Genomic DNA, 25,992 nt, shown 5'->3' with positions numbered 1-25,992 from the left:
AGCCGAAGCGACAACCAGTTACCGCCTGATTAATCGGACGCCGACGGGCTACCCGGCAATAATCTGCAACTGCGCTTGCAAACGCGCCGCTTCAGGTCGCTGGCAATTGACCGCAACATGCGACAAACCCAGCCATCCCGCCATGTTCTGCAGTTGCTCGGCCATGGCTGCAATGGCGCTGTCATCCAGCCCACCCGGCTCGCTGTGCAGCGCGTGCAAAGCCAAGCAACCCTTGGCCCGTTCGGCGCGCAAATCCAGCCGTGCGAGCAACTGTTCATTGTGTAAAAACGGCAGCACGTAATAGCCATACACGCGCTTGTGTTGCGGCGTATAAATTTCCAGACGGTAACGAAAATCAAACAGGCGCTCGGTACGTTGACGCTGCCAAACCAATGAATCAAACGGCGAAAGCAAGGCACTTGCTGTCACTTTACGCGGAATTTTCAAGCTGGCTGTCGGGTGATAGCCGGGCTTGTTCCAGCCTTGCACGGCAATCTCGGTCAACTGGCCTGACTCAAGCAATTCGTTGATGCGCGCCTTACTGTCGCGCGGGTCCAGACGAAAGTAGTCGCGCAGATCAACTTCACTGGCAACGCCGAGCGCTTGCGCTGAATGCATCAATAATTGGCGCTGCGCCGTGGCCTCATCTATCTCTGCGTGATTAAGCACAGCGGCGGGCAAGACCCGCTCCGGCAAGTCATATAAACGCTCGAAACCATTGCGACCGGCGACCGTTACATGCCCCGCAGCAAACAACCATTCCAACGCATGTTTTTCATCGCTCCAGCCCCACCACGGGCCTTTCGACTTATCACCCGCAGCCAAGCTGCCAGCGCCCAGTGCGCCGCGCTCCCTGACTGACTGCAAAACTGAGCGAATCAACGGCTGCTGTTCCCGGCCGAATTTGGCTAACTGCTTATAAATGCCTTCACCGCGCTCGGCACGCTGCATGCGCCAGCGCATTAGTGGATAAAACGACAGAGGCAGTAAGGACGCCTCATGCCCCCAATACTCGAAGAGTTTTCGCTGACGACCGGAACTCCACGCCGCCCGTTCAAGCAACGCTGGCGAATAATGTCCCAGACGTGAATACAGCGGCAGGTAATGCGAACGCACCAGCGCATTGACCGAGTCAATTTGCACCACACCAAGCCGTTCGATAGTTGCATTGAGGTGAGCGATCTTGACCGCTTTCGGTTGTCGTGCATTAAAACCTTGGGCAGCCAACACCAGTCGGCGGGCCTGCTTGAGTGATAGCGATTGGGTTTCGCGCATGCGGCTCTCCTCAACTGAGTGCTTTACCCTAGCTGAGCGGAGCACAACTGAACAGACGCAGCAGGTCTAAACAACTGCGCCTGTTGAGGTTTAGAGGCACTCATCAAGAGCGGTGCTTGAGCGGATCATCCCAGAATGGCCGCTCGACTTCCTGCATGACATCTGCACGGCTCAAACCAATATCTTTAAGCGCTGCATCACCCAATGCAGCTAGTTGATGACGCTCTTTAGCCAGTTGATTCCAGCGCTTGATTTGCGCCCAGACCAGCCGCGCATAAGCGCGAACTGACATGTCTTTTACCGACCATACACCTGCGATTGCGTAACCTTTTTGAGCTTTCATCTTGTCGCCCTCCTTTAGGGATAGCGACAGTCTCCAACTTGACCTATGATCAATCCAACGAATGTTTCTTATGCAATACATCTCCGAGATTGATCAATGGCCAACTACCCCAGCATCGACAGTGAATTGTTGCGTACCTTTGTCGCGATTGCCGATTACGGTGGCTTTACCCGGGCTGCCGAGGTAGTTAATCGCACTCAGTCAGCGGTAAGCATGCAGATGAAGCGCCTTGAGGATGACGTCATGCAGCGCCCGTTGTTCCAGCGTGACGGCCGCCAGCTCAGCCTCACCGCTGAGGGCCAGGTGCTGCTCGGTTATGCACGGCGGATCCTTAAATTGCATGGCGAAGTCATGACCACCTTGCGCGAACCGCACATGGTCGGATCAGTGCGTATTGGCACTCCCGACGACTACGTAATGCGCTTTATGCCGGGAATTCTCTCGCGTTTTGCTCAGGCCTATCCCTTGGTCCAAGTCGAGCTGCACTGCGAGCCGTCGTTCCAACTGCTCCAACGCCAGGACCTGGACTTGACCATTGTCACCCGCGAACCGGGTACTGAAATCGGCCAGTTGTTGCGCCAAGAACGGATCGTCTGGGCCGAAGCGGAAGGCTTCAACCCGCATGAGCAGACACCGCTGCCGCTGGCGATGTTCAACTCCGAATGCTTTTGCCGCTCATGGGCCTGCAACGCACTGGATGCAAGTGAACGGGAATACCGTATCGCCTACACCAGCCCGAGCCTGTCGGCGATTATGGCGGTAGTCAGTGCAGGGCTTGCAGTCACCGCGCAATTGCAGAGCCTGATCACCCCGAACATGCGAATTATCGGTGAGCATGAAGGTCTGCCTGCAATGCCGATGGCCAGCATCGTTTTATTACGCAATAACAAGAGTCACTCGCCAGTGACTGAAACGCTGGCCGAGCACATCATCGAAGGTTTTAAACTTTAAACGCCAATAGCACTGCACAGATCACCAGGAACCCCGCAAACATGGCGCGCAGCACCCGTTCAGGCAGAGCGTGCGCCAGCTTTACTCCCCAACTGATACTGAGCAAACCGCCGATAGCCAGTGGCAAGCCCATCATCCAGTCAACGTGGTCGTGCAAGCCATAAGTGACCAGTGTTACCGCAGTGCTTGGCGCCGCCAGCGCCAGCGATAATCCTTGAGCGACCACCTGCGTGGTGCCAAATACACTGGTCAATACCGGCGTGGCCACCACTGCACCACCCACCCCAAGCAAGCCGCCAAGCAAACCCGCGCCGCCACCCAGCACGCCCAACCACGGCCATGGATGACGCAGTTCAGTACCGCCCGCCACGGGGCGGTAGAACAAGCGCGAAACGTTATACGCCGCCAGCGCCAGCAAAAACACAATAAAGCCAACCCGCATGCGCTCAGCATCAATATTGACTGCCCAGCCAGCACCCAGCAGCGCGCAACAAAAACTGCTGATGGCCAGTATCAGGGCATGTCGAATATCGATACGGTTGCGCTGGTGATAGCGCCAGAGAGCCAACAACACATTGGGCACGACCATCACCAGACCTGTGCCTTGAGCCAATTGCTGATCAAGACCAAACAGGATTCCCAGTGCAGGAATCGCGATCAAACCGCCGCCGATACCGAACAAACCGCCAAGTGAGCCGAGCATGGCACCCAACACAACATTAATTGCAAAATCCAACAGACTCATAAATCTCTGCGTTCCGCTCAAGGGTGCCGCACATGCTATAGCCTTGCTACTAGTCTGGAAACGCACAGCAGCGCACAATGGCTATGCATACTTCGCACAAGCGAGCCTGAGATGAATCCCGACGCCCTGACCCATCAACTGACTCTATTTCTTGACGTGCTCGAAACGGGCAGCTTTTCGGCTGCTGCACGACGCCATCCGCTCACCCCATCAGCAGTCGCCCGACGGATTGATGCATTGGAACGCTCGCTGGGCAGCAGCCTGTTTAATCGCACCACCCATGCGGTACGCGTAACGCCAGCCGGTATCGCCTTCGCCGAGCGGGCAAAACGTATTCTCAATGAACTGAATCTGGCGCGCGCCGAAGCGGTATCACTTAGCAGCGAGCCCGAAGGCCTGATTCGCATTGATGCACCCTCACCTTTTGGCCGCCGCCACTTGGCCCCGGCAATTGCCGACTTTCTGTTGGCCTATCCTGGACTGGATGTGCAGTTACGCCTGATCGACAGTTTTGTTGACCTGCATGGCGCGCACTTGGGTGAAGTGGATGTGGTCTTGCGGATCGGCCCTTTGCAGGACACACGCTTGGTGGCCACTGCGCTTTCGCCATTGGTGCGGATAGTATGCGCCAGCCCCGACTACCTCGCGCAACGGGGCATTCCGCGCCAACCCAGCGAGCTTATTGAGCATGACGGCCTTGACTGGGACAGTTTGGCGCCGCCCTATGCCTGGCGATTCGAGCAAGACGGCAAGCTCAATATTTTCAAACCCCAACGTATGCGCATGACCGCCAACAATGCTGAAACATTGCTGTTCAGCGCACTGTCCGGCCTTGGCATCGCCCACTTGCCAAGCTGGTTGATCAGCGAGCATTTGCTACGCGGTGAACTGGTTCCGCTGTTCTGTGATGGCGGACTCCCAGCGCCCGAACCCAGCGGTATTTACGCCCTGCGTCTGGACCGTGAAACCGGTTCGCGAAGCCGATTGTTACTCGAGTTCCTGAAGTCACGTTTTGGCCCCGTGCCGCCGTGGGATACAGCCTTGCACAGCAGCCTCAATCACCACTGAGCAAACACGCCGATGCAGTGACGTGTTTGCTCCATGCTCAGCGCTAGGCCGCGGCGCCAGCATCTGCATGCAGACCTGCCGACTCAACAGCGCCAACCGCACATTGCTCGTCGATATCCGAGGTGTCGCCGGTAATTCCGATTGCACCGAGAATCTCCCCGCCACTGCTGCGAATCAGCACCCCGCCCGGCGCAGGCACCAGATTACCATCCGCCAGGTTATTCACCGAGCCAATAAACGTCGGGCGCTGTTGCGCGTCCACCGCAATGGCTCGCGAGCCCTTGCCCAGCGCCAGCGCGCCCCAGGCCTTACCCACTGCAATCTGCGGGCGCAACAAACTGGCGCCGTCCTCACGTTGCAAGCTGATCAAGTGTCCACCCGCATCCAAAACGGCAACCGTTAATGGCGCGGTTTTGATCTCGCGCGCTATGGCAAGCGCCCGTTGGCTAATGGTTGTTGCGACATCCAAGGTTAAAGTCTTCATGGCAAGGCCATCCTTAATGAAGTGAAAAATCAAAGAAACACCTCACCACGCCAGCAGTGCGGGCAAGGCAATCAAAAATCCACACCACTATCTCACCAGATACAAAAAACTCAAAACATAAATACAATTTATTTGTATTTTGTATACAAATAATAAGCCAGCTAACGAACATAGCCAAAACATCCTTTAAAACACCTGTTTTAAAAGAAATTCCGCTTAAAACGTCTATTCCCCCAAAAATAGTTGACCGGAAAGTCATGCCATGAATAGAATCTATCACAGCAACTTGTATACAATTTAACAATAAAAGAGGCACAAGAAATGGCCAGAATGAGAGCAATTGAGGCCGCCGTACTGGTGATGCGTCGCGAAGGTGTTGACACCGCGTTTGGCATCCCCGGCGCTGCCATCAACCCGCTGTACGCAGCGCTGAACAAAGTGGGTGGCATTGACCACGTCCTGGCCCGTCACGTCGAAGGTGCTTCGCACATGGCCGAAGGCTACACCCGCACCAACGCTGGCAACATCGGCGTGTGTATCGGCACTTCAGGCCCAGCAGGTACTGACATGGTGACTGGCTTGTACTCAGCCAGCGCTGACTCCATCCCGATTCTGTGCATCACCGGCCAAGCGCCGCGTGCGCGTATGCACAAAGAAGATTTCCAGGCCGTTGATATCACCAGCATCGTCAAGCCTGTGACCAAATGGGCGACCACGGTAATGGAGCCTGGCCAAGTGCCACGTGCGTTCCAGAAAGCCTTTTATGAAATGCGCTCAGGTCGCCCCGGCCCCGTGCTGATCGACCTGCCGTTTGATGTACAAATGGCCGAGATCGAATTTGATATCGACGCTTATGAGCCAATGCCTCTGGCTAAGCCAGCGGCCACTCGCGTACAAGCTGAAAAAGCCCTGAGCATGCTCAACGAAGCGGATCGCCCGTTACTGGTTGCAGGCGGCGGTATTTTCAATGCTGACGCGGCTGACAAACTGGTCGAATTTGCCGAGCTGACTGGTGTGCCGGTTATCCCGACATTGATGGGCTGGGGTTCGATCCCGGACGACCACAAATTGATGGTTGGCATGGTTGGCCTGCAAACCTCGCACCGCTACGGCAACGCCACGCTACTGGAATCCGATTTGGTATTCGGTATCGGTAACCGCTGGGCTAACCGCCACACCGGCACCGTTGAGGTGTATACCGAGGGCCGCAAATTCATCCACGTCGATATCGAACCGACGCAAATCGGTCGTGTATTCAACCCAGATCTAGGCATTGTTTCGGATGCAGGCGCAGCGCTTGATGCATTCCTCGAAGTTGCCCGCGAGTGGAAAGCCGCTGGCAAACTGAAAGATCGCAGCGCTTGGGTTGATGCATGCCGCGAGCGCAAGCGCACCATGCAGCGCAAGACTCACTTCGAAAACGTGCCGGTAAAACCGCAGCGCGTATACGAAGAGATGAACGAGTTTTTCGGCAAAGACACCTGCTACGTCACCACCATTGGTTTGTCACAAATTGCCGGCGCGCAGTTCTTGCATGTCTACAAACCGCGCCATTGGATCAACTGTGGCCAAGCGGGCCCGCTCGGCTGGACCGTTCCGGCTGCATTGGGCGTGGCCAAGGCTGACCCAAGCCGCAACATTGTCGCCCTGTCTGGCGACTATGACTTCCAGTTCATGATTGAAGAACTGGCCGTCGGCGCGCAATTCAACCTGCCGTATATCCACGTAGTCGTGAACAACTCCTACCTGGGCTTGATTCGTCAGGCACAGCGCGGCTTTGAGATGGATTACTGCGTGCAGTTGGCGTTCGAGAACATCAACGCCCCAGAACTCAACGGTTACGGTGTCGACCACGTTGCAGTGGTTGAGGGCTTGGGCTGTAAAGCCATCCGCGTGTTCGAGCCTAACGACTTGCAGGCTGCCTTCGCCAAAGCCAAAGCGCTGATGGAAGAGCACCGCGTACCGGTTGTGGTTGAAGTGATTCTGGAGCGTGTAACCAACATTTCCATGGGCACTGAAATCAACGCGATTAACGAATTTGAAGAACTGGCTGCCCGTGGTGCTGACGCGCCGACCGCCATCTCCATGCTCGACTAAAACCGATCAAAACCTCCCTCTTCCACCAGAGAGGGAGCCAATCCAGAGGAGACATTTATGCCTCGTTTCGCTGCCAATTTGTCCATGTTGTTCACTGAAGTGGACTTCATGGATCGTTTCGCTGCTGCCGCCGACGCGGGTTTCAGCGGTGTTGAATACCTGTTTCCGTACGACTTCGCTGCTGGCGATATCAAAATCGAACTCGACAACAACAAGCTCGAACAAGTGCTGTTCAACTTACCTGCCGGTGACTGGGCTAAAGGTGAGCGCGGCATAGCCTGCCACCCGGATCGAGTTGAAGAGTTCCGCGCCGGTGTCGACACCGCAATTGCCTACGCAAAAGTACTGGGCAACAGCCAGATCAACTGCTTAGCCGGTATTCGTCCGCAAGGTTATGACTGCGCAACAGTCGAGCAAACCTTTGTCGACAACCTAAAGTTTGCCGCCGAAAAACTGGCTGACGCCGGAATCAAGCTGGTCATGGAAATGATCAACACCCGCGACATTCCAGGCTTCTACCTGAACACCACGGCCCAGGCTTTGGCGATTCGCGACAAAGTCGGCAGCAGCAATCTGTACCTGCAATACGACATCTATCACATGCAAATCATGGAAGGCGATCTGGCCCGCACCGTGAGCGACAACCTTGCTGTGATCAACCACGTACAGCTGGCCGACAACCCGGGCCGCAACGAGCCGGGCACGGGCGAGATCAATTACCGCTTCATGTTCGAACACCTGGACCGCATTGGCTACCAGGGTTGGATTGGCTGTGAATACAAGCCAGCCACCACCACCGCTGCCGGCCTCGGCTGGATGAAAGCGCATAACGCAATTTAAGGAGCACTGTCATGGCTAAAATCGGATTTCTCGGTACTGGCATCATGGGCAAGCCCATGGCCGAAAACCTGCAAAAAGCAGGTCATCAATTGTTTCTTTCAACTCACCACGACGAAGCCCCCGCTGACTTGGTCGCTGCAGGCGCTATAGCGCTGGCCAACCCAAAAGAAGTAGCGCAAGAAGCTGAATTCATCATCGTCATGGTTCCAGACACCCCGCATGTTGAAGACGTGCTGTTCCGCGAAGATGGCGTTGCTGATGGTGTGGGTCCAAACAAAGTCGTGATCGACATGAGCTCGATCTCGCCAAGCGCGACCAAAACCTTCGCTGAAAAAATCAAAGCGACTGGCGCAGCGTATCTGGACGCGCCAGTGTCCGGCGGTGAAGTTGGCGCAAAGGCAGCCACCTTGTCGATCATGGTCGGCGGCTGTGAAAAAGCCTTCGAACGTGTCCTGCCGTTGTTCCAGTCGATGGGTAAAAACATCACCCGCGTTGGCGGCAATGGTGACGGCCAGACTGCAAAAGTGGCTAACCAGATCATCGTCGCGCTGAACATTCAGGCGGTTGCTGAAGCCTTGCTGTTTGCTGCCAAGAACGGCGCAGACCCAGCCAAGGTGCGTGAAGCACTGATGGGCGGCTTTGCCGGTTCGAAGATTCTCGAAGTACACGGCGAACGCATGATCAAAGGCACCTTTGATCCGGGCTTCCGCATCAGCCTGCACCAGAAAGACCTTAATTTGGCTTTGGCTGGCGCACGCGAGTTGGGCCTTAACCTGCCAAACACCGCCAACGCCCAGCAAGTGTTCAGCACCTGCGCGGCTATCGGCGGCAGCAACTGGGATCACTCCGCGCTGGTTAAAGGCCTGGAGCACATGGCCAACTTCTCGATCCGCGACAAGTAATGCCCGTAGGGTGAGACAACGCGAAGCTTGTCCACCGCAATGCATGGCAATTCGAATATCCGTTGTCACAAATGGTGGCTGAAAAAGCGTCACCCACCCTACGAAAGCAACATCTGCACCCTTGGGCGGGACAAGGTAAAACTTCCCCGCTCAGGGCTTGGCAACAGAGCAACAAATCAGGCGGTGCGTCCAAGGTAGGTTGGACAAGTCGCCTGACCCTTTCGACCTCCCCGGGGCGCGGTGTCACGGCCTGCAAACCGGGAGGGTCGATTCCAATCCAGAGTCGTCTTGAATGACGCCTGCGGACTGCAATCGACAAAACCGTACGCGCAAAAGCTTAAACACTCTAACGACAACAAATTCGCCCCTTAGAAATAAGAGAGTCTGCCATGTCCATCGACCCGCAAAACCTGTTGCGTGAGCTCTTTAACACCGCCATCGACGCTGCCCATCCGCGTCACGTGCTGGCCGACCATTTACCCGCTGACCGCAGCGGCCGAGTGATTGTAATCGGCGCAGGCAAAGCAGCCGCAGCCATGGCCGAGGTGATCGAGCGTGAGTGGCAAGGCGAGGTTTCAGGACTGGTCGTGACGCGCTACGAGCACGGCGCCAACTGTAAAAAAATTGAAGTGGTTGAGGCTGCGCACCCGGTCCCGGATGACGCTGGCGAACGTGTCGCCAGGCGCGTACTGGCGATGGTCAGCAACCTGACTGAAAGCGATCGGGTTATTTTCCTGCTCTCCGGCGGTGGCTCTTCCCTGCTCGCCCTGCCCGCTGAAGGCATTACCCTGCAAGATAAACAGGCGATCAACAAAGCCCTGCTCAAATCAGGCGCGACTATTGGCGAGATGAACTGCGTGCGCAAGCACCTTTCCGCTATAAAAGGCGGCCGCTTGGCCAAAGCCTGCTGGCCAGCCACAGTCAATACCTATGCGATTTCCGATGTGCCCGGTGATGAAGCCACGGTCATCGCCTCAGGCCCAACGGTTGCAGACCCCAGCACCAGCGCCGAAGCATTGGCGATTCTGGCCCGTTACAGCATTGAGATTCCCGCCAATGTTCGCCAATGGCTGCAAGACCCACGCTCTGAAACAGTCAAGCCCGGCGACCCTTGCCTTGCTCGCAGCCACTTTCAGTTAATCGCCACGCCGCAACAATCCCTCGACGCCGCAGCCGCAAAGGCTGAGTCCGCCGGTTTCCCAGTGTTGATTCTGGGTGACCTTGAAGGTGAATCCCGCGAAGTGGCCAAGGTCCATGCCGGGATCGCCAAGCAAATCCGCTTGCACGGCCAGCCGATCAAAGCGCCGTGCATCATCTTGTCCGGCGGGGAAACCACAGTCACTGTGCGCGGCAACGGCCGTGGCGGGCGCAATGCGGAGTTTCTACTCAGCCTAACCGACAGCCTCAAAGGCATGCCGGGCGTATATGCCATCGCGGGTGACACCGACGGCATCGACGGCTCCGAAGACAACGCCGGCGCCATCATGACGCCTTTCAGCTACACCCGCGCAGGCTTACAAAACCTCAGCGCCAGTGACGAGCTGGATAACAACAATGGTTACGGCTACTTCGCGGCGCTCGATGAATTGATCATGACCGGGCCAACTCGCACCAACGTGAATGACTTTCGCGCTATTTTGATTCTTGAGAGCAATGAATAATGACACCTGACAAGAACGTAAAAATCCTCGCAACACTGGGCCCGGCCATCAAAGGCATTGACGATATTCGTCAACTGGTCGAGTCAGGCGTCAACTTGTTCCGCCTCAACTTCAGCCACGGCGAGCATGCTGATCATGCCGAGCGCTTCAACTGGGTTCGCGAAGTCGAAAAGCAACTGAATTACCCGATCGGCATTCTCATGGACCTGCAAGGCCCGAAACTGCGTGTCGGTCGTTTCGCCGACGGCAAGGTCATGCTGCAACGTGGTGACAGCTTGCGTCTTGACCTGGACAAAACGCCGGGTACAGCCCAACGGGTAAACCTGCCGCACCCGGAAATCATCGAAGCCCTGCAACCGGGCATGAGCCTGCTGCTTGATGACGGCCGCCTGCGTCTGCAAGTAACGGCCAAACACGCCGATGCAGTGGACACCAAGGTGATTGCCGGCGGCGAATTGAGTGACCGCAAAGGGGTAAACGTACCCGAAGCAGTATTGCAGTTGAGCCCGCTGACCGAGAAGGACCGTCGCGACCTGAGCTTCGGCCTTGAGTTGGGTGTCGACTGGGTGGCGCTGTCTTTCGTGCAACGCCCGGAAGACATCATCGAAGCACGCGAACTGATTAAGGACAAAGCCTTCCTGATGGCTAAAATCGAAAAGCCCTCGGCGGTCGAACATCTCGAAGAAATCGCCAAGCTGTGCGATGCGATCATGGTTGCGCGCGGCGACTTGGGCGTTGAAGTACCGGCTGAAAATGTGCCGCGTATCCAGAAAGACATTATCCGCACCTGCCGCCAACTGGGGCGTCCGGTCGTGGTCGCCACGCAGATGCTCGAATCCATGCGCTTCTCTCCTGCTCCCACGCGCGCTGAAGTCACCGACGTTGCCAATGCTGTCGCCGAAGGTACAGATGCGGTAATGCTCTCGGCTGAAACCGCCTCGGGTGATTACCCGATGGAAGCGGTCAGCATGATGAGTAAAATCATCCGCCAGGTTGAAAATGGTCCTGACTTTCAAGCCCAGCTGGACGTCAGCCGCCCCCATGCGGAAGCCACCGCATCGGATGCAATCAGCTGCGCAATTCGGCGCATCAACGCTATCTTGCCAGTCGCCACCTTGGTCAACTACACCGAGTCTGGCGCATCGAGCCTGCGCGCCTCACGTGAGCGGCCAAAGTCACCGATTCTGAGCCTCACCCCGAATCTTAATACTGCGCGCCGCTTAACCGTTGCATGGGGCATCTACTCGGTAGTCAACGAGCGCTTGCACAAGGTCGAGGAAATCACCAGCACCGCACTCGAAATCGCTCAAGCGCAAGGCATGGCCAAGCGCGGTGATACCGTGGTGATTACCGCTGGCGTACCGTTCGGCCAACCTGGCAGCACCAACAGCCTGCGAATAGAAACCCTTCACTAACAACGCTATTTGCTTCACGGCGCCTCAAGGGAAGGACACCTTAAGGCTCCACCGGACAGGGATGTTCACCTAAGACTGACAAGCCGCACAAACAAGAATACCGAACGCTCGCAGCTGCAACTGCGGGCGTTTTTTGATTTAACAGCAAACTCATCCAAGCGGTTAACAGATGCCCACCCGGCCACTCCCAACGCCAGCCCTGCGCGGCTTCAGAGCATTATTAAGCGGCTTCAGCCAAGTATTCCTGCAAAACGATCCGGGTTGTGGCCTGCTGATTTTGCTGGGCATCGCAGTTGGCGCACCAGAACTGCTTGGCGGCGCGCTGCTCGGCGCTTTAACCGGCACGCTCACTGCACAACGTCGCGGCTATGCCAGCGCTGACATCGAGCAAGGTCTGTATGGCTACAACGGCGTACTGCTGGGCATGCTGATCAGCATGCAGTTTCAATGGTCGGCGAGCGTGCCGTTGCTGATTATCGTCAGCGCAGGCCTGTCGAGCCTGATACTTGCCCCGTGGTTGGCGCGGATGCGTACTCGCCAATGGCTGCCTGCCTTCACCTTCCCCTTTGTCGCACTCAGTTGGCTATTGCTCGAACTGGCGACGCCTTTGCAGTTGCAGCTGCAGCCAAGCGCTATGCTCGAGTCGCAACAGCTTGACCTGATCAACAGTTTGGCGGCAATGGCCCGTGGGCTGGGGCAAGTGCTGTTTATTGAACGACCGCTGTCCGGTTTATGCCTGTTACTTGGCCTATTTGTCGCGGACACCCGAGCCGCCGTCTGGGGGTTAGTCGGCTCAGCCTTCGGCCTTGGTTTTGCCCTTTATCAAGGTTGGGAGCAACACAGCGCCCTTGCCGGTCTGTATGGCTACAACGCTGTTTTAGCTGCGATTGCCGTAAGCCAGGTTAACCGCCGAATATGGTTGCCGTTGCTGGCGATTATCATTGCTCTTGGCTTGCAGCCGGGCTTCAGCTCACTTGGCCTTCCGGCACTGACCATGCCGTTTATTCTCGCCTGTTGGCTAATCAGTGCAAGCCAGCGTCTGATCAAACAAAGTGCCGCTCAAACAGCCCCGCGCAAGGCTAAGCCATAGCCTTGCGCGCAACACTTGCATCAAGCAGGCTAAACTCCCTAGGCTGACACGCGTTTTACAACGCGACGATCATCGCCAACAAGGGAGCACGCCAGCAGCACATGGAAAACACATTGAGTTTGCGCCGCCGGATCTATCGGATCATTTTCTTTACCGACACCCTGGCCGGACAACGTTTCGACAACATTCTGCTGGTCACCATTCTCGCCAGCCTTATCGTGGTAATGCTCGACAGCATCCAAGCCGTACACAGCCAATACAGCGCCTGGATGTCTGGGCTGGAGTGGATGTTCACAGCCTTGTTTGCTATCGAGTACCTGGTGCGGATCTACTGCTCACCCAAACCGCTGCGTTATATCTTCAGCTTCTATGGTTTGATTGATCTGCTGGCCATTCTGCCCGGCTTGTTGACGCTATTCTTCCCCAGCGCGCAATACCTGCTTATCGTCCGCGTGATCCGCATGATGCGGGTCTTCAGGGTTCTCAAGCTCAGCCCCTACTTACGCCAAGCCAACTTCTTGATGACCGCATTGCGCGGCAGCAGACAGAAGATCATCGTGTTCTTCTCATGCATCGCCATATTGGTCACGGTGTTCGGCACCCTGATGTACGTGATTGAAGGCCCCGAGCACGGCTTTACCAGCATTCCAAAAGGCATCTACTGGGCGGTGGTCACCCTTACCACCGTCGGCTTTGGCGATATTGTCCCGAAGACAGTATTGGGGCAGTTTCTGTCGACCTTGGTGATGATCACCGGTTATTCAATTATTGCCGTGCCTACCGGGATTTTCACTGCTGAGTTGGCCAGCGCCATGCATGGTGGCGAATTACTGGAGCGGGAATGCCCAAGCTGCAAGAAAGACACACACGAGCCCCATGCAGCGTTCTGCAACCGCTGCGGCAACCCGTTGTACCCACGCGGCGGGGATCCGGCAGGGTAATTGATCAAGGTGACTTAAGAGTGACCAGTATTAAACCGGGCTGTTTAACACTGTGCTCGAAACGAAGTATCCAGTCTGCAGGTTTCAGCGGACGAAACCTGCAAACAATGGTTGAACTGTTGCAGTTCAGCCGTGCGGTTTAGGCGATGCTGACGCCATGGGCTTCAGCCAATGGCTTCAAGCCACCTGCGAAACCCTGGCCGATTGCCTTGAACTTGAACTCTTCGCCTGCACGATACACTTCGCCGAAGATCATCGCAGTTTCGGTCGATGCATCTTCGCTCAGGTCATAACGCGCCAACTCTTTACCGTCAGCTTTGTTCACTACGCGAATGTAAGCATTGGCAACCTGGCCGAAATTCTGCTTGCGCTGATCCGCTTCATGGATGGTCACCGCGAAAACCAGCTTCTTGACAGCAGCAGCCAGGCCGTTGAGTTTGACGGTGACTTGTTCATCATCACCCTCGCCTTCACCCGACTGGTTGTCGCCCATATGCTCAACCGAGCCATCGGCGGATTTTTTGTTGTTGTAGAAAATGAAACCCGTGTCATCGAGAACCTTGCCGTTCTCACCGACGATAAAAACCGACGCGTCGAGGTCGAATGGCGAGCCATCGGTAACGCGTGGATCCCAGCCCAGGCCAACCACTACTTCGCTCAACCCTGGTGCTTCTTTGGACAGCGAGACGTTTCCGCCTTTGGACAGACTAATAGCCATTTGCAGATTCCTTGCGCAATAAATTCGAGTTTGATTTGAAAGGTAAAACCGGCTGGCGCTATATAGGCGCCAGCGAGTCATCGGGCATTTAGAAGTTCATGCCATAGGAGTTGGCCAGCGCTTTCAGGCCACCGGCGAAACCTTGGCCAACGGCGCGGAATTTCCACTCACCGTTGTTGCGATACAGCTCTGCGAAAACCATTGCGGTTTCGGTCGAAGCATCTTCAGCCAAGTCATAACGCACGACTTCAGCACTTGTCACCTCGTTGACGACGCGAATAAACGAACCGCCAACCTGACCAAAGTTCTGCTTACGCGAATCGGCATCGTGGATGGTCACGACAAAGGCAATTTTATCGACATCAGCTGCGACACGGCTCAGGTCAACTTTCAACACTTCGTCATCGCCATCACCGGCACCCGTGCGGTTGTCACCGGTGTGCTCAACAGAGCCATCCTGGCTCTTCAGCTGGTTGTAGAAAATGAAGTCAGCATCGCCGCGTACCTTGCCGTTCGCACCTAGCAGGAAGGCGCTGGCATCAAGGTCAAAATCAGCGCCATCGGTGGCGCGTGGATCCCAACCCAGGCCGATCAGCAGCTTGGTCAAGCTCGCATCGGTTTTGGTGAGTGACAGGTTACCGCCTTTTTGAAGAGTCAGTGCCATGGGTAAAGCTCCTTAATGGATGGTTAATACTGTTGCTCAGTTGTTTTCAGGCTGTACTTCTTCCTTTCCGGGGAAGATCCAGCTGGCAACGACACCGATGACCAAGACAATCATGACGATCATCAAACTGGTGTTGGCGTCGATGGTGTAACCGTGATGGAACATATGGTCAGTCGCATTCAAGCCGAGCTTAACTGCGATAAAGAACAGCAGCACGATGACCGCTTTCTCCAGATGAACCAGGTAACGTTTCAGTGCTTCCAGTACAAAGTACATGGTGCGCAAACCCAGGATTGCAAACAGCATCGCCGAATAAACGATCAACGGTTCACGGCTGACAGCAATCACCGCAGGCACAGAGTCAAATGCAAACAAGATATCGGACACTTCCGCAACCACCAGGCACAGAAACAGCGGAGTCGCGAAAATCGTGCCTTTAGCGGCCAGAGACATGCCTGCGTTTTCAGGCTTCTGCAGTTCTACTTCGAGCTTTTTGCGGCTGACGAAGAAGTTGTGGCCATACAACTTCGGCCACACTGGAAATAGCTTCTGGGCGAAGCGATACGCCATGTGCTTGGAGTAATCCTCTTCTTCCTCATCATCACCACCAGCGCGCAACATCATCACCGCAGTCCAGGCTACGATAAGGGCAAATACGATCTCGACCCAGGGACCAAATGCGAGCAGCCCGGTACCGATTGCAACGAAGATGCCGCGGAACACGATAGCGCCAATGATGCCCCAGTAAAGTACCCGGTGGCGCAGGCCATCTGGCACTTTGAACCAGGCGAAGATCGCCATGAACACGAACAGGTTGTCCACGCTCAAGACTTTCTCAAGGGCGTAGCCGGTGACGAACAGGCTTGCAACTTCAGGGCCGTGCTGGACGTAGAGGAAGCCAGCAAAAGCCAGCGAGATTGCAATCCAGAACACCGACCAGACAGATGCCTTGGTCAGTGAAATTGGCTTGTCACCACGATGGGTAATCATATCGAGGAGAAGCGCACCAACAGCGATCCCCACGAAAACCGCCATAGTCAGCGGTGGGAATCCGATTTGTGTTTCCACGTGTAGAGTTCCTTTAAAGGTCGAAATCAGCTGGATTGAGATCCAGCTCAAGGCATATCAGGCGACAAACCGCTTTCTCGTCGTCATCGAAGTTGCCATCAGATGCACCAACGGCAGAGACCACGCGAACCAAAAGGCGAGCCGCGCCATCATTGCCCTTGAGCTTGCCAACCACTTTCAATGCTTCAGCACGACCGATCTGTTGATCGAACTCGAACTTGGCACAGTGATCGTTGAATGAGTTGATCACATCTTTGAGCTCAAAGACTTTCAACTCAGGCGAGTTAGTAATAAACCCGACCATCTTGGATTTTTCCGCCGAGGAAATATCACCATCGGCTGCCGCAACTAGTGCACAGCCTGCAGTAGTCGCATCCATGAATTTTTGATTACGAAACTTGCTGACCTCAGTAGTCAGCTTGTCACGTGCCGCTGTCGCGTTTGTTTTCAGCCACTCGAGCATTTGAGTTCTCCTCAACAGGCGCAGCCAAATGACTACGCCATGAATATTATTTTGAACCAGCAGTCCAGCGCATGCCCCAGCCATAAGCCTTATCCATCACCGCGTGACCGCGATGGAAATCAACCTGGCGGGTGACTTTTACCGCACCATTTACGTTTTCCAGCAAAGCAATGGCGCACACCCCTTCACGACCACCCTCCTCGTTGAGGCGTACCTCAATGTCAGGTTGACCAGGAATGTAAATGGTCACCACGCCATCGGTTTCCTTCCAGTTTGGAACCCCTTCATAAATGAAGGCAAAGAACAAAATGCGCCGCACCTCGCTCCACTTAGTCCCATTGATGTGCAGCCACTCGCCACCGGCAACCGAGCCGGTACGGTCGTCGCCCATCAGCTGTATATAAGGCTCGTGCGTCAGGCTACCGAAAGCCTTGCCGAGCGCTTGCACCACACCCTTTTGACCATTTTGCAGCTCATACAAGCAGCCGACATCGAGGTCGATGGATTTGCTGCGGGCGAAGAAACCACCGCTCTTGGCAGGCCGCTGATTCCAGTTCAGGTTGACCTTGATCTCACCAAAACCGGCTGCGGTTTTCTCCAGACTGATTGTGGTGCGAGTCTTATCGAGCGTGACCTTACTCAGGCTGATCGATGACTTTGCAGCTGGAGGCGCTGCCGGGGGCACAGGCGCCGGTGGCGGCGTTGGAGTGGCCGCAGGCGCAGGCGCTGCGACCTCAACCCCAAAGTGCTTGGCCAATGGCTCAAGCCCGCCTGCGAAACCCTGTGCCACGCAGCGGAACTTCCACTCACCCTGACGCCGATAGAACTCGCCAAGAATCAGCGCCGTCTCCTGCATGCCAGCAGTAGCAAGCTGAGCTTCGATACCGCCAGTGATGCTTAGTGAAAGCTGGGAAACACGGTCAAAACTGGCTTTGTTCTCGTAGATAGTGGCGGTCAATGCCACTTTCTCAACCACAGGCTCGAGCTTGCTCAGGTCAACAGTGAACACGGCCCGGCCGGCAGATGACTCGGTCATCTGCACAACACCGCCCAGAACACTGGTTTGGCCGTAGAAACACATGTCGCTATCGCCACGGACTTTACCGGCAGCGTTCAAGATAAAAGCTGAAACATCAATGTCCGCCCCGGGAATAGGTGCGTATTTGATATCAACACTGAGTTGACCGGTCGCAACTGGCGCATTACCACCCGGTACGAGAGCAGCCATTAACGCACCGCCTGAACAGCCAGAGAAACCAGATCATCGACCGTGCGACCATTTGTGGTGACGCCGATAGCCTTGAATTCCCAGCCAGAACTTTCACGTGACAGACTCGCCATAACAATGCCGGTGTGACCGCCACGCTCAGACAGATTAAAACGGGCAAGCTCCGTTTTATTACTGGCGTTGACGATACGGCAGTAAGCGTTTTCAACTTTCTCGAAAGTCTGACCAGTGAAGCTATTAACGGTGAACACCAGGTGCTTGACCGCTTCAGGCAGGCGCTGAAGGTCAACATTGATAGTTTCGTCATCACCATCGCCTTCACCGGTGCGGTTATCACCTGAGTGCTGGATGGAGCCGTCATTGGACTTGAGTTGACGGAACCAGACCAGGTCGATGGCCTTCAGTTCGCTGTCAAGCAGGATGCAGGATGCGTCAAGATCAATCTCGCCGCCGCTACCCAACAACTTGCCAAAAAACCCGCTTTTTGCTGCGTCCCAACCAAGACCCAAGCTGATTTTGCTCAGGCCGCTGCCAGCGGTTTTTTCCAGAGAGATCGTTTGATTTTTGCTCAGAGTGAGTGCCATTGGTTACGCTCCTTGTTGATCGTCAGTATTCGTTTTATTTTCGGACTTGAGCTTTTGAACGCTCGCGTGTTGCTTTCTCTTCTTGGCCCTGCGCATACGTCCACGACGCCACGCAGAATGAAAGTGTCGCCAGTGTGCGTCTTGCGCTGCGGCTAGCAGTTCGAGATCGCCACGAGTATCGCCCCAGGCCCTGAGCCGGTACTCACTGAGGAGTCCATACACAGCCTCGAGCCTGATCACCTTGTTCTCGCAGCGACAATTGTTGCCGCTAATACGACCGGTCAGAACACCGTCGACAACTTCAAGCTCGGTGGCAATCAACTTGATCCCTAAACGCCTCGCAAAAGGCGTGAGAACCAAGGCTGGAGACGCCGAGCAAAGCGTAACCTCAGCACCCGCTTCAATCTCTGCGGCAACCGATAACAAACCCGAAGGACGCATCAGCCGGGTCCAATATCGATTGCAAAAATCCAATGCTTTTTGCTCGATCCATTCCACTTCCACACCGGTCAGAAATTTCGCGATCAAATGTGCTTTAAGCTCATCACGGTTCATTCGCCGGAAGAGGAAATGAACGCTGGGTATAGCAAGGGTAAAAATCCGTCGAATAAACTCGAGTTTGCCGAAAGCAAATCTAAGGAAAGGGACGAAACTGTCACGCCGTGTCAGCGTGCCATCAAAGTCAAAGACCGACAGCACCTTCTCATCTTGCGCATCAGCTCCAAGCATCTCGTGCATCATCGAGCGGCTCCAGCCAGAAGGACCGGCGCGTCACCGCTGCCAAGGTCCGTTGGTTTAACGCCGTGCCAGCGAGCCCGTTCAAGGACTCTCATCGCCCATTTGTAATGAGTCGCTGGCTCGCACATCACATCATTGTGCTTGAACACCGCTGGTGCAAGATCACTGACGATCAGCTTGGCGCTGTTCAAATCTTCAAGGCTCACCCGCAGCGAGTCTTGGATAATGCTGACCTGACTCGGATGAATCGCCGTTTTACCTACCAAGCCGTGAGCAATATCAAGTTCGAGCTCCTCTTTCAGCAAGTCGGGCTTTGCCAGTTGCTCAAACACTGGGGCGGTCAAGGCGAAACCTTGCGACCCCATCACCCCAGCCAGCATCGGAATAACATAAGACATCGGTGTGCTGTAGAGCGTTGCAGTCGGCGTACGACGTAAGCCCAAACAGCCCATCAAATCGTTACCGCCAATGCGTAAGGCGATCACTCGTTGAAACAGATCGGCCTTCAGCGCCTGGCCTAATTCGACCATCGCATTTGGATTGAAGACGTCGGGCGTTTCCAGGGTCGGCATCAAGTACAGGTCCGGATTGGTTACGGCCTTCTCCCAGGCGTGCAAATTGCCCAGCGTCAGTTTTGGCACAACAAATCCATCGACATGGCGCATTAATGGCCAGTCATTGAGTACCGCGGCCATTTCCGAGTCGCGCGGGCGAACGAACAACAATGGACCGTCACTTGGACGCCCGCCACGGGCAGCAATCGCATTAAGCAAACCACTCAGGTTTTTCAGCGCTGTGCTGACATCAATTTCTGCCACTGCATCTTCCAGACAAACGACCAGCGAACGCAGCTCAGGCAATTTTGCGCCGAAAACCACATCGAGCAGATCGATACGGGTAGCGGGCATGTAAAGCGTGGCCCCGAGGGCGTATGGCGATACGTTGTTCATCAGCTCACACTCCGAATGATGGTCACCGCTCGGTATGGACCAAGATCGCTGCCGGCTTCTTCGACCTCGATGCCAGCGGCCTCGGTCAGGTGCATCAGGAGCTGAACATCGTGGTCATTGCGGTCACGAACCAATACATGGTCAGGAACCCTGCGCAGCACTGCGCGGGTCGCCTCAGCAATCCCCGGTTTAACTCGGTTCAGATTGCTGATGTTAAAACGCGCGGCCAGGGACTCAACCACGCTGGTGGCCGCCGTCTGCAGTGCGCGTCGCTGATCGTCTGTCCACGGCGTTGCCGGGACGACTGAAGCCAAAGCCTGGCGCTGCGTTTCAATCTGTTCGATGAAGTCGCGGGTCACATCATGTTCGCTCAGGTGATCGTACACAATGCAACCGTGCAGCCCTCCGTCTGTCGGCCAGATAGAACGCGAAACCAAGCCGGATACGGTTGCGCCTAAAACGCCTGACGGAATGATCCAGTCCTCGGCCGAAGCTGATAACCAGGCACGCCCACAAGGGTCTGCAAGCACGACTAAACGTGGCTCCACTGGAAAACGTGAGTCACTTTTGAGGCTACGCCTAATTTCAGCAGAAATCGCACCCTTGCCTGTCCATCCATCGACAAACACAATGTTCTCGGCCCCGTGAGCCTGAATAATTGCTTCCAAAGCGACAGTGTCGATGCCCCGGTCACGGACGATACTAATTCCATAATGATGGCAATCACGCCCCATCCCGATCAATGCACGGCGCAGCAGTACACCCAGTGGCAGCCCGGCACGAACGAAGGATACCAGCACAATCGAGGTGCCTGTGCAGGCTTGGTTCAGTGCCAGCGCCAGAGACTGAACATCCGCAGCCATGCGCTCACCGCTCTGCAGCAGTGCGCGCTCAAACAGGGTCTTGTGCACTGGCGTCGGCGCGTGCTCCTGGCTGATCATCTCGGAGTAGTGTTTTTGCTTGGTTTGAATCAAACGCTCCTTCTCCGCGACATCGGTCACTTCAATCTGCACAGCTTGCAGCAGGAAATGCACATCATCCGCAACATAGCTGCCGCTACCGACAGTGTTCAGTTCGCCAAGAGAAAGCGTCATAAGCTGCGCTCCACCAGCTTGGCCAGTTGGCTACGCGCTGGAGTCGCCCACATATGACACACATCCATAAAGCCAAGGTCGGTGATGCTGTCGCCAAAACCCAATACCGGCCGCTCGCCATTGAGTTCGAGATCGCGGCGCAACCACTCTTCAACCGCTAGCCGTTTGGACAGCCCCATCGGCAGAAATGCCAAGTTGTTGCTGTTGCCGTGGATATGCAAGCCGTCCAGCAGGCCCCGCGCCTGGACTTCAGCCAGCACGGTATTAAGCACATCGTCGTTGGATTCGTTATGTTTGGTGACCACGTAATGCTGTAACCCTTGCTCTTCAACCACCCAGCCGCGAAGCGAGATTCCAAGCTCCATGCCGATTTCCAGTGTGGCTTTACTCAAGTCATGCAGGCGGCCTTGATAATCCGCAAGCACCATAGTCATCTGTGCCTGCCAGTCTGGATCAAGGGTGCCGGTGGAGTCGAGCATTACGCCGCCATGCGCGCAAATTGCACCATGGGTAAAAGGCAGTTGCACCCGGCTATAGGCCTCCACGCTGCGCGCAGTGACCGGTACCACATCGGCGCTCGCCAGCAACCACTCGACAAAAGACTTCTGCACCGGGCTCATGTAGCCGTTCGGCCGACCTTCAATATCGAGCGTCGCGGTATGCCGGGGAGTTCCCTCGACCATCTTGCGTGCCGTTTGGAACAGAGTGTCGTCGAGATCGATCAATACCAGCGGACGATTACTGCTCATTGACGATCACCTGCGCATTCAGTGCTTCTAGCAATTGTGTCGAGACCGCCTGTGCCGGGGTTTCCGAGCAAATCAGCACACGATCAAACTGGCCGGGGCTGACGTTGTAGAGGAAGTTGGGAATACCGAGCCCATAATTGTCTGCAAACGACAGTGCATGCCCGATGGCATGGCCAAGGGCTATGGGCGAACGGCTTGTGGAGCTGAAGTAAACGTCGGCTCCGGCACGCTCCAAACGCTCAGCCAGCAAAAATGGACGCCAGACAAACTCACTGGTGCCGACCACAAGTACTCGCTCACCCGCCTTGATCTGCAAGTCCGGCGCTAAGGTGTCGGCAACCTGCCGAACGCCCAGACGCCCCCAATCGTTACTCGCTGACAGCGGCCAATCTCCAGCCTCGACAGTGCCGACGGCGGGCATGACTGGCAGCGGCGCGTCGACATCCTCATTGAAACGGTACGAACCCTGTAGTAACGACGCCTGGTGTGTCGACGGACCAATGCTGTCACGAACAGCGCCGCCCGACCAATCGGTGAGCACGCAGGTCACCACCTGCTCCAGTTGACTAAGGCCCGCATCGACCAACGCCCGGTGCAGATTGATAAAGGTCTTGCCAGTAGATGCTTCGTCGTCAACCAGCACCAGCGAGCGGGCATTGAGCATCATGTCCCGTATATCCGTCTCGACCGGCATGTGGATCAAGTGAGCGCTGGCGTGGCTATGCTCTTCTTCAAATCGAGTAAACAGTCCGGTGCCCGTCGGGTGGCGGGTGCTGACCATATAAATCGTATCGGCACGCGTGCGGCTGTATGCACGGTGAACACCCGCACCAAGGCCAACAGCGGTCTCGGCCATTCCGATGACCAATACCGGGCCGGGCAAGTCAGCCGGGATTTTAGCCGCCAAACTGTCGTAACTTGTATTCATCACCGACGGGCGCGCAGGAATATGCCGTCCCAATACTTTGGAGACGAATAGAAATGCACGCTTAGGATTGTGGCGCTCGGCGAAACCAAACAATGCGTCAGGTGCGCCTACAGAACCTTCGACTTCAACTTCGAGAAGGCCGCGCATAAGTTGCGCGCTAAGCGTTTGTGTTGCGGTGTTACGATCCATTAACAACATTCCTAATTTGCCAGGCGATGAAAAACCTAACGCCGCTTCCGTGGGCCTCAGTCAAAGTGGGGTTACAGATTTCGGGCCTCTATTCGCCATAATGAAGGTTGGGCTTCACGCGCCAACTCAGCAGTGCTTAGCGCTTTTGTACTGGGTGTTGTATCTGCATCTATACGGCACGCCTCCAGAAAAGACAGGACCAGCGCACCTTTTACCGCAAAGTTCATGTTCTGCGTGTCAGGGCATGTAGAGGTCACCATCGCGATCACTGCACCGCTGGAGTCAAACAAAGGGCTGCCGCTCGAGCCCGGTTGAATCGGCGCCGTAAACTGCAGAAGACTCGAGTCGTTATGAAGACCAAACAAGGCCGACACTCCGCCGTGGGTGACATGCACACCACCACCAGCAAGACCTGCGAGCGGGAAGCCCAAGGCAACGACCGACTCACCGAGATCACAACCAGAACCTTGCTTGAACGAAACAGCTTTCAGACTTGGGCACTCCAGCACTCTTAGCAGTGCAAAATCATTACTGCGGTCGACAACCACTGGCTCTGCACGGTAGCGCCCGTCAAAAGAAGCGATGTGAATTTCCTGCATGCCTTCAATAACATGGGCACAGGTCAAAATGTGATTGGTTGAGACAGCGAAACCGGTGCCCGTTGCACCGCTACCTGTTCGACCAGATTCCGAAGGCATCGTGCGGCCCTTTGGGTGAGCCTCATCAATATCGAGCCCAATTCTACGGCCCAGCGCGGCCAAACCGTACGCAGAGCCTTCAGCCAAGGCGCGAAACTTCCATAGACTATCACGCAGGTAATACTCACCGATGATGAGCGCAGACTCGCCGTTGCCCTGCAGATCAAGCTTGCACTCGATCTGACCATCAATTTGCAGATGCAGGGTTTTAAGCGCACTAACCGGGCCAGCGGCAGAGTAACTGTAGACGACTAAAAGCACGCGCTCAGCACCATCCGGGAGCGTTGCCAAGTTGAGGCTACAGCCGACCTTTTCCGGCCCCCCGCTCCATTCCATCCAGCCTTGCGGGGTTTGGAATAGCGCTGCCGGGCCTTTCGGCTGACGCTTCTCATTAACCGGCAATATCGCAACGGCCGCGTATTCGCCAAACGCGCTGGCGTCGCTGCACTCCAGAGTCCATTCGCTCTGAGAGCCCGATACTGCGGTGTTTGCGCCAGGCGCTAGTACCATCATTCGTAACGCCCTCCCTGACCGCTCATGCACTCTCCCTGATGCTCACTGGACCAACCGCAACAATATACGATCATACCGATAGCCATTCAGAATCACACCGGCAAGGGTATAGCAACTGTGACAGCCTTCACCCGGACATCCTTGCGCCAATCACTTTCAGGCTCTTTGAAACCCAATCTACGGGCAGCAAAGATGCCTGGCAAGTTGATGCCAGTCGCACGGGTATAACCGATCCCACCCGAGTAGCGTGGGTTTATTTCCAGCAAATGCGGTTTGCCGTCCGAATCATCTCGCGTCTGGATATTGACGATACCGTCACAGCCAAAGTGCTGAGCGGCCTTGACCGCCAACTCAACAGCCTCGCCATCGCGCTCGAACGTCTGATAGAGGCCTTGCTTGCGCCGACCGACAAATGCAACAGCACGACCCGCCTCACAAACCATATCCACCGAGCACTCGCTGCCCGCCATGTACGGCATCACCAACATGGCTGGTTTAGCCTCAGTTGCAGCGTAAGCCTGCAAATAAGTATCGAAATTGACTTCACGCACACCTTTGGCAAAGCAGCTGAAAGCATCTGCTTGCGGGTTAAAGCGCCAAAAACCCTCGCCATAGATCCCGACAACAGGCTTGATGCAAACCTCGCCCTGAGCCGCAAGCGTTGCATAGGCCGTGGCCAACTCCAGAGCATCAGTTACCGTGATTGCCGGTACACAATCCAATCCAGCTTGCTCAGCCTGCGCCGTGAACAAGCTTTTGTCGTCGACGCAATTGAGGGCCTCCATCGACAGACCGCCGGTCACCAAAGTCAGGCCAGCAGCGTCAAATTGAGCACGTGCAAACTCAATCAAGCGACCCTCGCGCCCAGCCAGTACGACTTTGATGTTGTTGTCAAGAGCCGTTTGCAGTATCCACTCGATCCGCTCTTGAATGTCCGCAGGCTCGAAAAGGCTGATGTCAGCTAGCCCTGTAATTTCTGGCCGGGCCTGTCCGTGTGAGGCGAAGATTTTCACACCCGCAGGCAATGCCTCACGCACACCAATGATGATGTCGCGCTGACTGGACTGCCCTTCGAGTAACCAAATCATCTGGAGCTCCTAAATATGTGCACGTGCGCAGCAGCTAACCTTTGTGAGGCAGCAGTTGCGGGTCTCCAATGGAGGAAAGGGACGGAAATGATCCGATCTCAGCGCTCATTAGGGCGACGCGTAATGCCGGTGTCGACTTGTCAGAGCTGCTACGACGCCGGAACGATTGGCGCTGAAAAAAGAAGCTCGACGCTCTAAAAACTTTTTCACACTCAGCTCGCGAATGGGCTCATGACCTAGTTAAAAGAGATGTCCACTGTCCGTGCACAGGTGTCCGCTTAGTTGATTCAAGCAGTCAATAATATCAGCTTGCCTAGCGACTAAAACGACTAGCAAAACCTTGTATCAATTGACTGTTACAACAAAAAGATATGCAAATAAGCCTACTCAAGTGCGCTGCGAACACGGCCTCAGCAGCGTGCAACAACCCCTGCTAATTGCCAATGAGTCGAGTTGACGCGCCCAAGCATGGCCAACCGGCAAAAACCTCACTGCCACCTCCATGTTG

At 55.5% G+C, this 25,992-nt stretch carries 26 protein-coding genes; 9 read left to right on the top strand and 17 right to left on the bottom strand.

What is annotated here, in order from left to right; all coding sequences use genetic code 11:
- Window positions 1-48 precede the first annotated feature (48 nt).
- Together ACN0UH_RS14585 and ACN0UH_RS14580 are read right to left on the bottom strand one after the other, a co-directional pair.
- Window positions 49-1,275, bottom strand: coding sequence for a winged helix-turn-helix domain-containing protein (locus ACN0UH_RS14585; protein WP_417662731.1), 1,227 nt, complete (start codon window positions 1,273-1,275; stop codon window positions 49-51).
- 103 nt (window positions 1,276-1,378) lie between these two features.
- The gene (locus ACN0UH_RS14580) at window positions 1,379-1,567 is read right to left on the bottom strand and encodes a DUF1127 domain-containing protein (RefSeq protein ID WP_417662761.1); all 189 of its coding nucleotides are present in this window, start codon (window positions 1,565-1,567) and stop codon (window positions 1,379-1,381) included.
- Window positions 1,568-1,714: 147 nt separating this feature from the next.
- On the opposite strand from ACN0UH_RS14580, the gene ACN0UH_RS14575 reads away from it, so the two are divergent.
- On the top strand, window positions 1,715-2,569 hold the full coding sequence (locus ACN0UH_RS14575; protein ID WP_417662730.1) for a LysR substrate-binding domain-containing protein: 855 nt from the start codon (window positions 1,715-1,717) through the stop codon (window positions 2,567-2,569).
- Here ACN0UH_RS14575 and ACN0UH_RS14570 read toward each other — a convergent pair.
- A complete protein-coding gene (locus ACN0UH_RS14570; protein ID WP_417662729.1) occupies window positions 2,559-3,314 on the bottom strand; it encodes a sulfite exporter TauE/SafE family protein in 756 nt (251 codons plus the stop codon). The genes ACN0UH_RS14575 and ACN0UH_RS14570 overlap by 11 nt on opposite strands.
- 111 nt (window positions 3,315-3,425) lie before the next feature.
- Here ACN0UH_RS14570 and ACN0UH_RS14565 point away from each other — a divergent pair, with 111 nt between their 5' ends.
- The gene (locus ACN0UH_RS14565) at window positions 3,426-4,382 is read left to right on the top strand and encodes a LysR family transcriptional regulator (RefSeq protein WP_417662728.1); all 957 of its coding nucleotides are present in this window, start codon (window positions 3,426-3,428) and stop codon (window positions 4,380-4,382) included.
- A 43-nt stretch (window positions 4,383-4,425) separates the two neighbouring features.
- On the opposite strand, the gene ACN0UH_RS14560 is transcribed toward ACN0UH_RS14565, so the two are convergent.
- Window positions 4,426-4,866, bottom strand: a complete 441-nt coding sequence (locus tag ACN0UH_RS14560) for a GlcG/HbpS family heme-binding protein (protein WP_417662727.1) — start codon at window positions 4,864-4,866, stop codon at window positions 4,426-4,428.
- Between the two features lie 321 nt (window positions 4,867-5,187).
- On the opposite strand from ACN0UH_RS14560, the gene gcl reads away from it, so the two are divergent.
- From gcl to ACN0UH_RS14525, 7 genes are all read left to right on the top strand, one after another.
- The gene (gene gcl / locus ACN0UH_RS14555) at window positions 5,188-6,963 is read left to right on the top strand and encodes a glyoxylate carboligase (RefSeq protein ID WP_417662726.1); all 1,776 of its coding nucleotides are present in this window, start codon (window positions 5,188-5,190) and stop codon (window positions 6,961-6,963) included.
- A 57-nt stretch (window positions 6,964-7,020) separates the two neighbouring features.
- Window positions 7,021-7,803: a hydroxypyruvate isomerase gene (gene hyi, locus ACN0UH_RS14550; RefSeq protein ID WP_417662725.1), complete on the top strand. Its 783-nt coding sequence runs from the start codon at window positions 7,021-7,023 to the stop codon at window positions 7,801-7,803.
- Window positions 7,804-7,814: 11 nt separating this feature from the next.
- Window positions 7,815-8,705, top strand: a complete 891-nt coding sequence (locus ACN0UH_RS14545) for a 2-hydroxy-3-oxopropionate reductase (protein WP_417662724.1) — start codon at window positions 7,815-7,817, stop codon at window positions 8,703-8,705.
- Between the two features lie 389 nt (window positions 8,706-9,094).
- On the top strand, window positions 9,095-10,366 hold the full coding sequence (locus ACN0UH_RS14540; RefSeq protein ID WP_417662723.1) for a glycerate kinase type-2 family protein: 1,272 nt from the start codon (window positions 9,095-9,097) through the stop codon (window positions 10,364-10,366).
- On the top strand, window positions 10,366-11,781 hold the full coding sequence (gene pyk, locus ACN0UH_RS14535) for a pyruvate kinase (protein ID WP_417662722.1): 1,416 nt from the start codon (window positions 10,366-10,368) through the stop codon (window positions 11,779-11,781). The genes ACN0UH_RS14540 and pyk overlap by 1 nt, the downstream gene beginning before the upstream one ends.
- Before the next feature lie 169 nt (window positions 11,782-11,950).
- Window positions 11,951-12,871, top strand: coding sequence for an urea transporter (locus tag ACN0UH_RS14530; RefSeq protein WP_417662721.1), 921 nt, complete (start codon window positions 11,951-11,953; stop codon window positions 12,869-12,871).
- A 101-nt stretch (window positions 12,872-12,972) separates the two neighbouring features.
- Window positions 12,973-13,812: an ion transporter gene (locus tag ACN0UH_RS14525; protein WP_417662720.1), complete on the top strand. Its 840-nt coding sequence runs from the start codon at window positions 12,973-12,975 to the stop codon at window positions 13,810-13,812.
- 139 nt (window positions 13,813-13,951) lie between these two features.
- On the opposite strand, the gene ACN0UH_RS14520 is transcribed toward ACN0UH_RS14525, so the two are convergent.
- From ACN0UH_RS14520 to ACN0UH_RS14460, 13 genes are all read right to left on the bottom strand, one after another.
- Window positions 13,952-14,530, bottom strand: coding sequence for a TerD family protein (locus tag ACN0UH_RS14520; protein ID WP_417662719.1), 579 nt, complete (start codon window positions 14,528-14,530; stop codon window positions 13,952-13,954).
- An 88-nt stretch (window positions 14,531-14,618) separates the two neighbouring features.
- Window positions 14,619-15,194 carry a TerD family protein gene (locus ACN0UH_RS14515; protein WP_417662718.1) on the bottom strand — a complete coding sequence of 192 codons (576 nt, stop codon included), beginning with the start codon at window positions 15,192-15,194 and terminating at the stop codon, window positions 14,619-14,621.
- Window positions 15,195-15,230: 36 nt separating this feature from the next.
- Window positions 15,231-16,229, bottom strand: coding sequence for a TerC/Alx family metal homeostasis membrane protein (locus ACN0UH_RS14510; RefSeq protein WP_417662760.1), 999 nt, complete (start codon window positions 16,227-16,229; stop codon window positions 15,231-15,233).
- 46 nt (window positions 16,230-16,275) lie between these two features.
- A complete protein-coding gene (locus ACN0UH_RS14505; protein ID WP_417662717.1) occupies window positions 16,276-16,725 on the bottom strand; it encodes a tellurite resistance TerB family protein in 450 nt (149 codons plus the stop codon).
- 46 nt (window positions 16,726-16,771) lie between these two features.
- A complete protein-coding gene (locus ACN0UH_RS14500) occupies window positions 16,772-17,953 on the bottom strand; it encodes a TerD family protein (protein WP_417662716.1) in 1,182 nt (393 codons plus the stop codon).
- Window positions 17,953-18,537 (bottom strand): TerD family protein, encoded by a 585-nt coding sequence (locus tag ACN0UH_RS14495; RefSeq protein WP_417662715.1) that lies wholly within the window; start codon window positions 18,535-18,537, stop codon window positions 17,953-17,955. The genes ACN0UH_RS14500 and ACN0UH_RS14495 overlap by 1 nt, the downstream gene beginning before the upstream one ends.
- A gap of 3 nt (window positions 18,538-18,540) precedes the next feature.
- Window positions 18,541-19,278: an HAD family hydrolase gene (locus tag ACN0UH_RS14490; protein WP_417662714.1), complete on the bottom strand. Its 738-nt coding sequence runs from the start codon at window positions 19,276-19,278 to the stop codon at window positions 18,541-18,543.
- A complete protein-coding gene (locus tag ACN0UH_RS14485) occupies window positions 19,275-20,225 on the bottom strand; it encodes an HpcH/HpaI aldolase/citrate lyase family protein (protein WP_417662713.1) in 951 nt (316 codons plus the stop codon). The genes ACN0UH_RS14490 and ACN0UH_RS14485 overlap by 4 nt, the downstream gene beginning before the upstream one ends.
- The gene (locus ACN0UH_RS14480; protein WP_417662712.1) at window positions 20,225-21,319 is read right to left on the bottom strand and encodes a cysteine protease StiP family protein; all 1,095 of its coding nucleotides are present in this window, start codon (window positions 21,317-21,319) and stop codon (window positions 20,225-20,227) included. Before ACN0UH_RS14480 ends, ACN0UH_RS14485 begins: the two co-directional genes overlap by 1 nt.
- Window positions 21,316-22,068 carry a trehalose phosphatase gene (locus tag ACN0UH_RS14475; RefSeq protein ID WP_417662711.1) on the bottom strand — a complete coding sequence of 251 codons (753 nt, stop codon included), beginning with the start codon at window positions 22,066-22,068 and terminating at the stop codon, window positions 21,316-21,318. Before ACN0UH_RS14475 ends, ACN0UH_RS14480 begins: the two co-directional genes overlap by 4 nt.
- Complete coding sequence (locus tag ACN0UH_RS14470) at window positions 22,058-23,185, bottom strand: phosphoribosyltransferase domain-containing protein (RefSeq protein WP_417662710.1); 1,128 nt, start codon at window positions 23,183-23,185, stop codon at window positions 22,058-22,060. Before ACN0UH_RS14470 ends, ACN0UH_RS14475 begins: the two co-directional genes overlap by 11 nt.
- 71 nt (window positions 23,186-23,256) lie before the next feature.
- Window positions 23,257-24,396 (bottom strand): trypsin-like peptidase domain-containing protein, encoded by a 1,140-nt coding sequence (locus ACN0UH_RS14465; protein WP_417662709.1) that lies wholly within the window; start codon window positions 24,394-24,396, stop codon window positions 23,257-23,259.
- A gap of 92 nt (window positions 24,397-24,488) precedes the next feature.
- Window positions 24,489-25,484: an ATP-grasp domain-containing protein gene (locus ACN0UH_RS14460; protein WP_417662708.1), complete on the bottom strand. Its 996-nt coding sequence runs from the start codon at window positions 25,482-25,484 to the stop codon at window positions 24,489-24,491.
- Between the last annotated feature and the right edge of the window lie 508 nt (window positions 25,485-25,992).

It is taken from the genome of Pseudomonas sp. (assembly GCF_048265905.1).
Taxonomy (GTDB): Bacteria; Pseudomonadota; Gammaproteobacteria; order Pseudomonadales; family Pseudomonadaceae; genus Aquipseudomonas.
This window is presented reverse-complemented; position numbering and strand designations above follow the sequence as displayed.

Coding starts and splice junctions, on each gene's coding strand:
- ACN0UH_RS14585 (WP_417662731.1), bottom strand. CDS start 1,275: ATGCGCGAAACCCAATCGCTATCACTCAAGCAGGCCCGCCGACTGGTG.
- ACN0UH_RS14580 (WP_417662761.1), bottom strand. CDS start 1,567: ATGTCAGTTCGCGCTTATGCGCGGCTGGTCTGGGCGCAAATCAAGCGC.
- ACN0UH_RS14575 (WP_417662730.1), top strand. CDS start 1,715: ATGGCCAACTACCCCAGCATCGACAGTGAATTGTTGCGTACCTTTGTC.
- ACN0UH_RS14570 (WP_417662729.1), bottom strand. CDS start 3,314: ATGAGTCTGTTGGATTTTGCAATTAATGTTGTGTTGGGTGCCATGCTC.
- ACN0UH_RS14565 (WP_417662728.1), top strand. CDS start 3,426: ATGAATCCCGACGCCCTGACCCATCAACTGACTCTATTTCTTGACGTG.
- ACN0UH_RS14560 (WP_417662727.1), bottom strand. CDS start 4,866: ATGAAGACTTTAACCTTGGATGTCGCAACAACCATTAGCCAACGGGCG.
- gcl (WP_417662726.1), top strand. CDS start 5,188: ATGGCCAGAATGAGAGCAATTGAGGCCGCCGTACTGGTGATGCGTCGC.
- hyi (WP_417662725.1), top strand. CDS start 7,021: ATGCCTCGTTTCGCTGCCAATTTGTCCATGTTGTTCACTGAAGTGGAC.
- ACN0UH_RS14545 (WP_417662724.1), top strand. CDS start 7,815: ATGGCTAAAATCGGATTTCTCGGTACTGGCATCATGGGCAAGCCCATG.
- ACN0UH_RS14540 (WP_417662723.1), top strand. CDS start 9,095: ATGTCCATCGACCCGCAAAACCTGTTGCGTGAGCTCTTTAACACCGCC.
- pyk (WP_417662722.1), top strand. CDS start 10,366: ATGACACCTGACAAGAACGTAAAAATCCTCGCAACACTGGGCCCGGCC.
- ACN0UH_RS14530 (WP_417662721.1), top strand. CDS start 11,951: ATGCCCACCCGGCCACTCCCAACGCCAGCCCTGCGCGGCTTCAGAGCA.
- ACN0UH_RS14525 (WP_417662720.1), top strand. CDS start 12,973: ATGGAAAACACATTGAGTTTGCGCCGCCGGATCTATCGGATCATTTTC.
- ACN0UH_RS14520 (WP_417662719.1), bottom strand. CDS start 14,530: ATGGCTATTAGTCTGTCCAAAGGCGGAAACGTCTCGCTGTCCAAAGAA.
- ACN0UH_RS14515 (WP_417662718.1), bottom strand. CDS start 15,194: ATGGCACTGACTCTTCAAAAAGGCGGTAACCTGTCACTCACCAAAACC.
- ACN0UH_RS14510 (WP_417662760.1), bottom strand. CDS start 16,229: ATGGCGGTTTTCGTGGGGATCGCTGTTGGTGCGCTTCTCCTCGATATG.
- ACN0UH_RS14505 (WP_417662717.1), bottom strand. CDS start 16,725: ATGCTCGAGTGGCTGAAAACAAACGCGACAGCGGCACGTGACAAGCTG.
- ACN0UH_RS14500 (WP_417662716.1), bottom strand. CDS start 17,953: ATGGCTGCTCTCGTACCGGGTGGTAATGCGCCAGTTGCGACCGGTCAA.
- ACN0UH_RS14495 (WP_417662715.1), bottom strand. CDS start 18,537: ATGGCACTCACTCTGAGCAAAAATCAAACGATCTCTCTGGAAAAAACC.
- ACN0UH_RS14490 (WP_417662714.1), bottom strand. CDS start 19,278: ATGATGCACGAGATGCTTGGAGCTGATGCGCAAGATGAGAAGGTGCTG.
- ACN0UH_RS14485 (WP_417662713.1), bottom strand. CDS start 20,225: ATGAACAACGTATCGCCATACGCCCTCGGGGCCACGCTTTACATGCCC.
- ACN0UH_RS14480 (WP_417662712.1), bottom strand. CDS start 21,319: ATGACGCTTTCTCTTGGCGAACTGAACACTGTCGGTAGCGGCAGCTAT.
- ACN0UH_RS14475 (WP_417662711.1), bottom strand. CDS start 22,068: ATGAGCAGTAATCGTCCGCTGGTATTGATCGATCTCGACGACACTCTG.
- ACN0UH_RS14470 (WP_417662710.1), bottom strand. CDS start 23,185: ATGGATCGTAACACCGCAACACAAACGCTTAGCGCGCAACTTATGCGC.
- ACN0UH_RS14465 (WP_417662709.1), bottom strand. CDS start 24,396: ATGATGGTACTAGCGCCTGGCGCAAACACCGCAGTATCGGGCTCTCAG.
- ACN0UH_RS14460 (WP_417662708.1), bottom strand. CDS start 25,484: ATGATTTGGTTACTCGAAGGGCAGTCCAGTCAGCGCGACATCATCATT.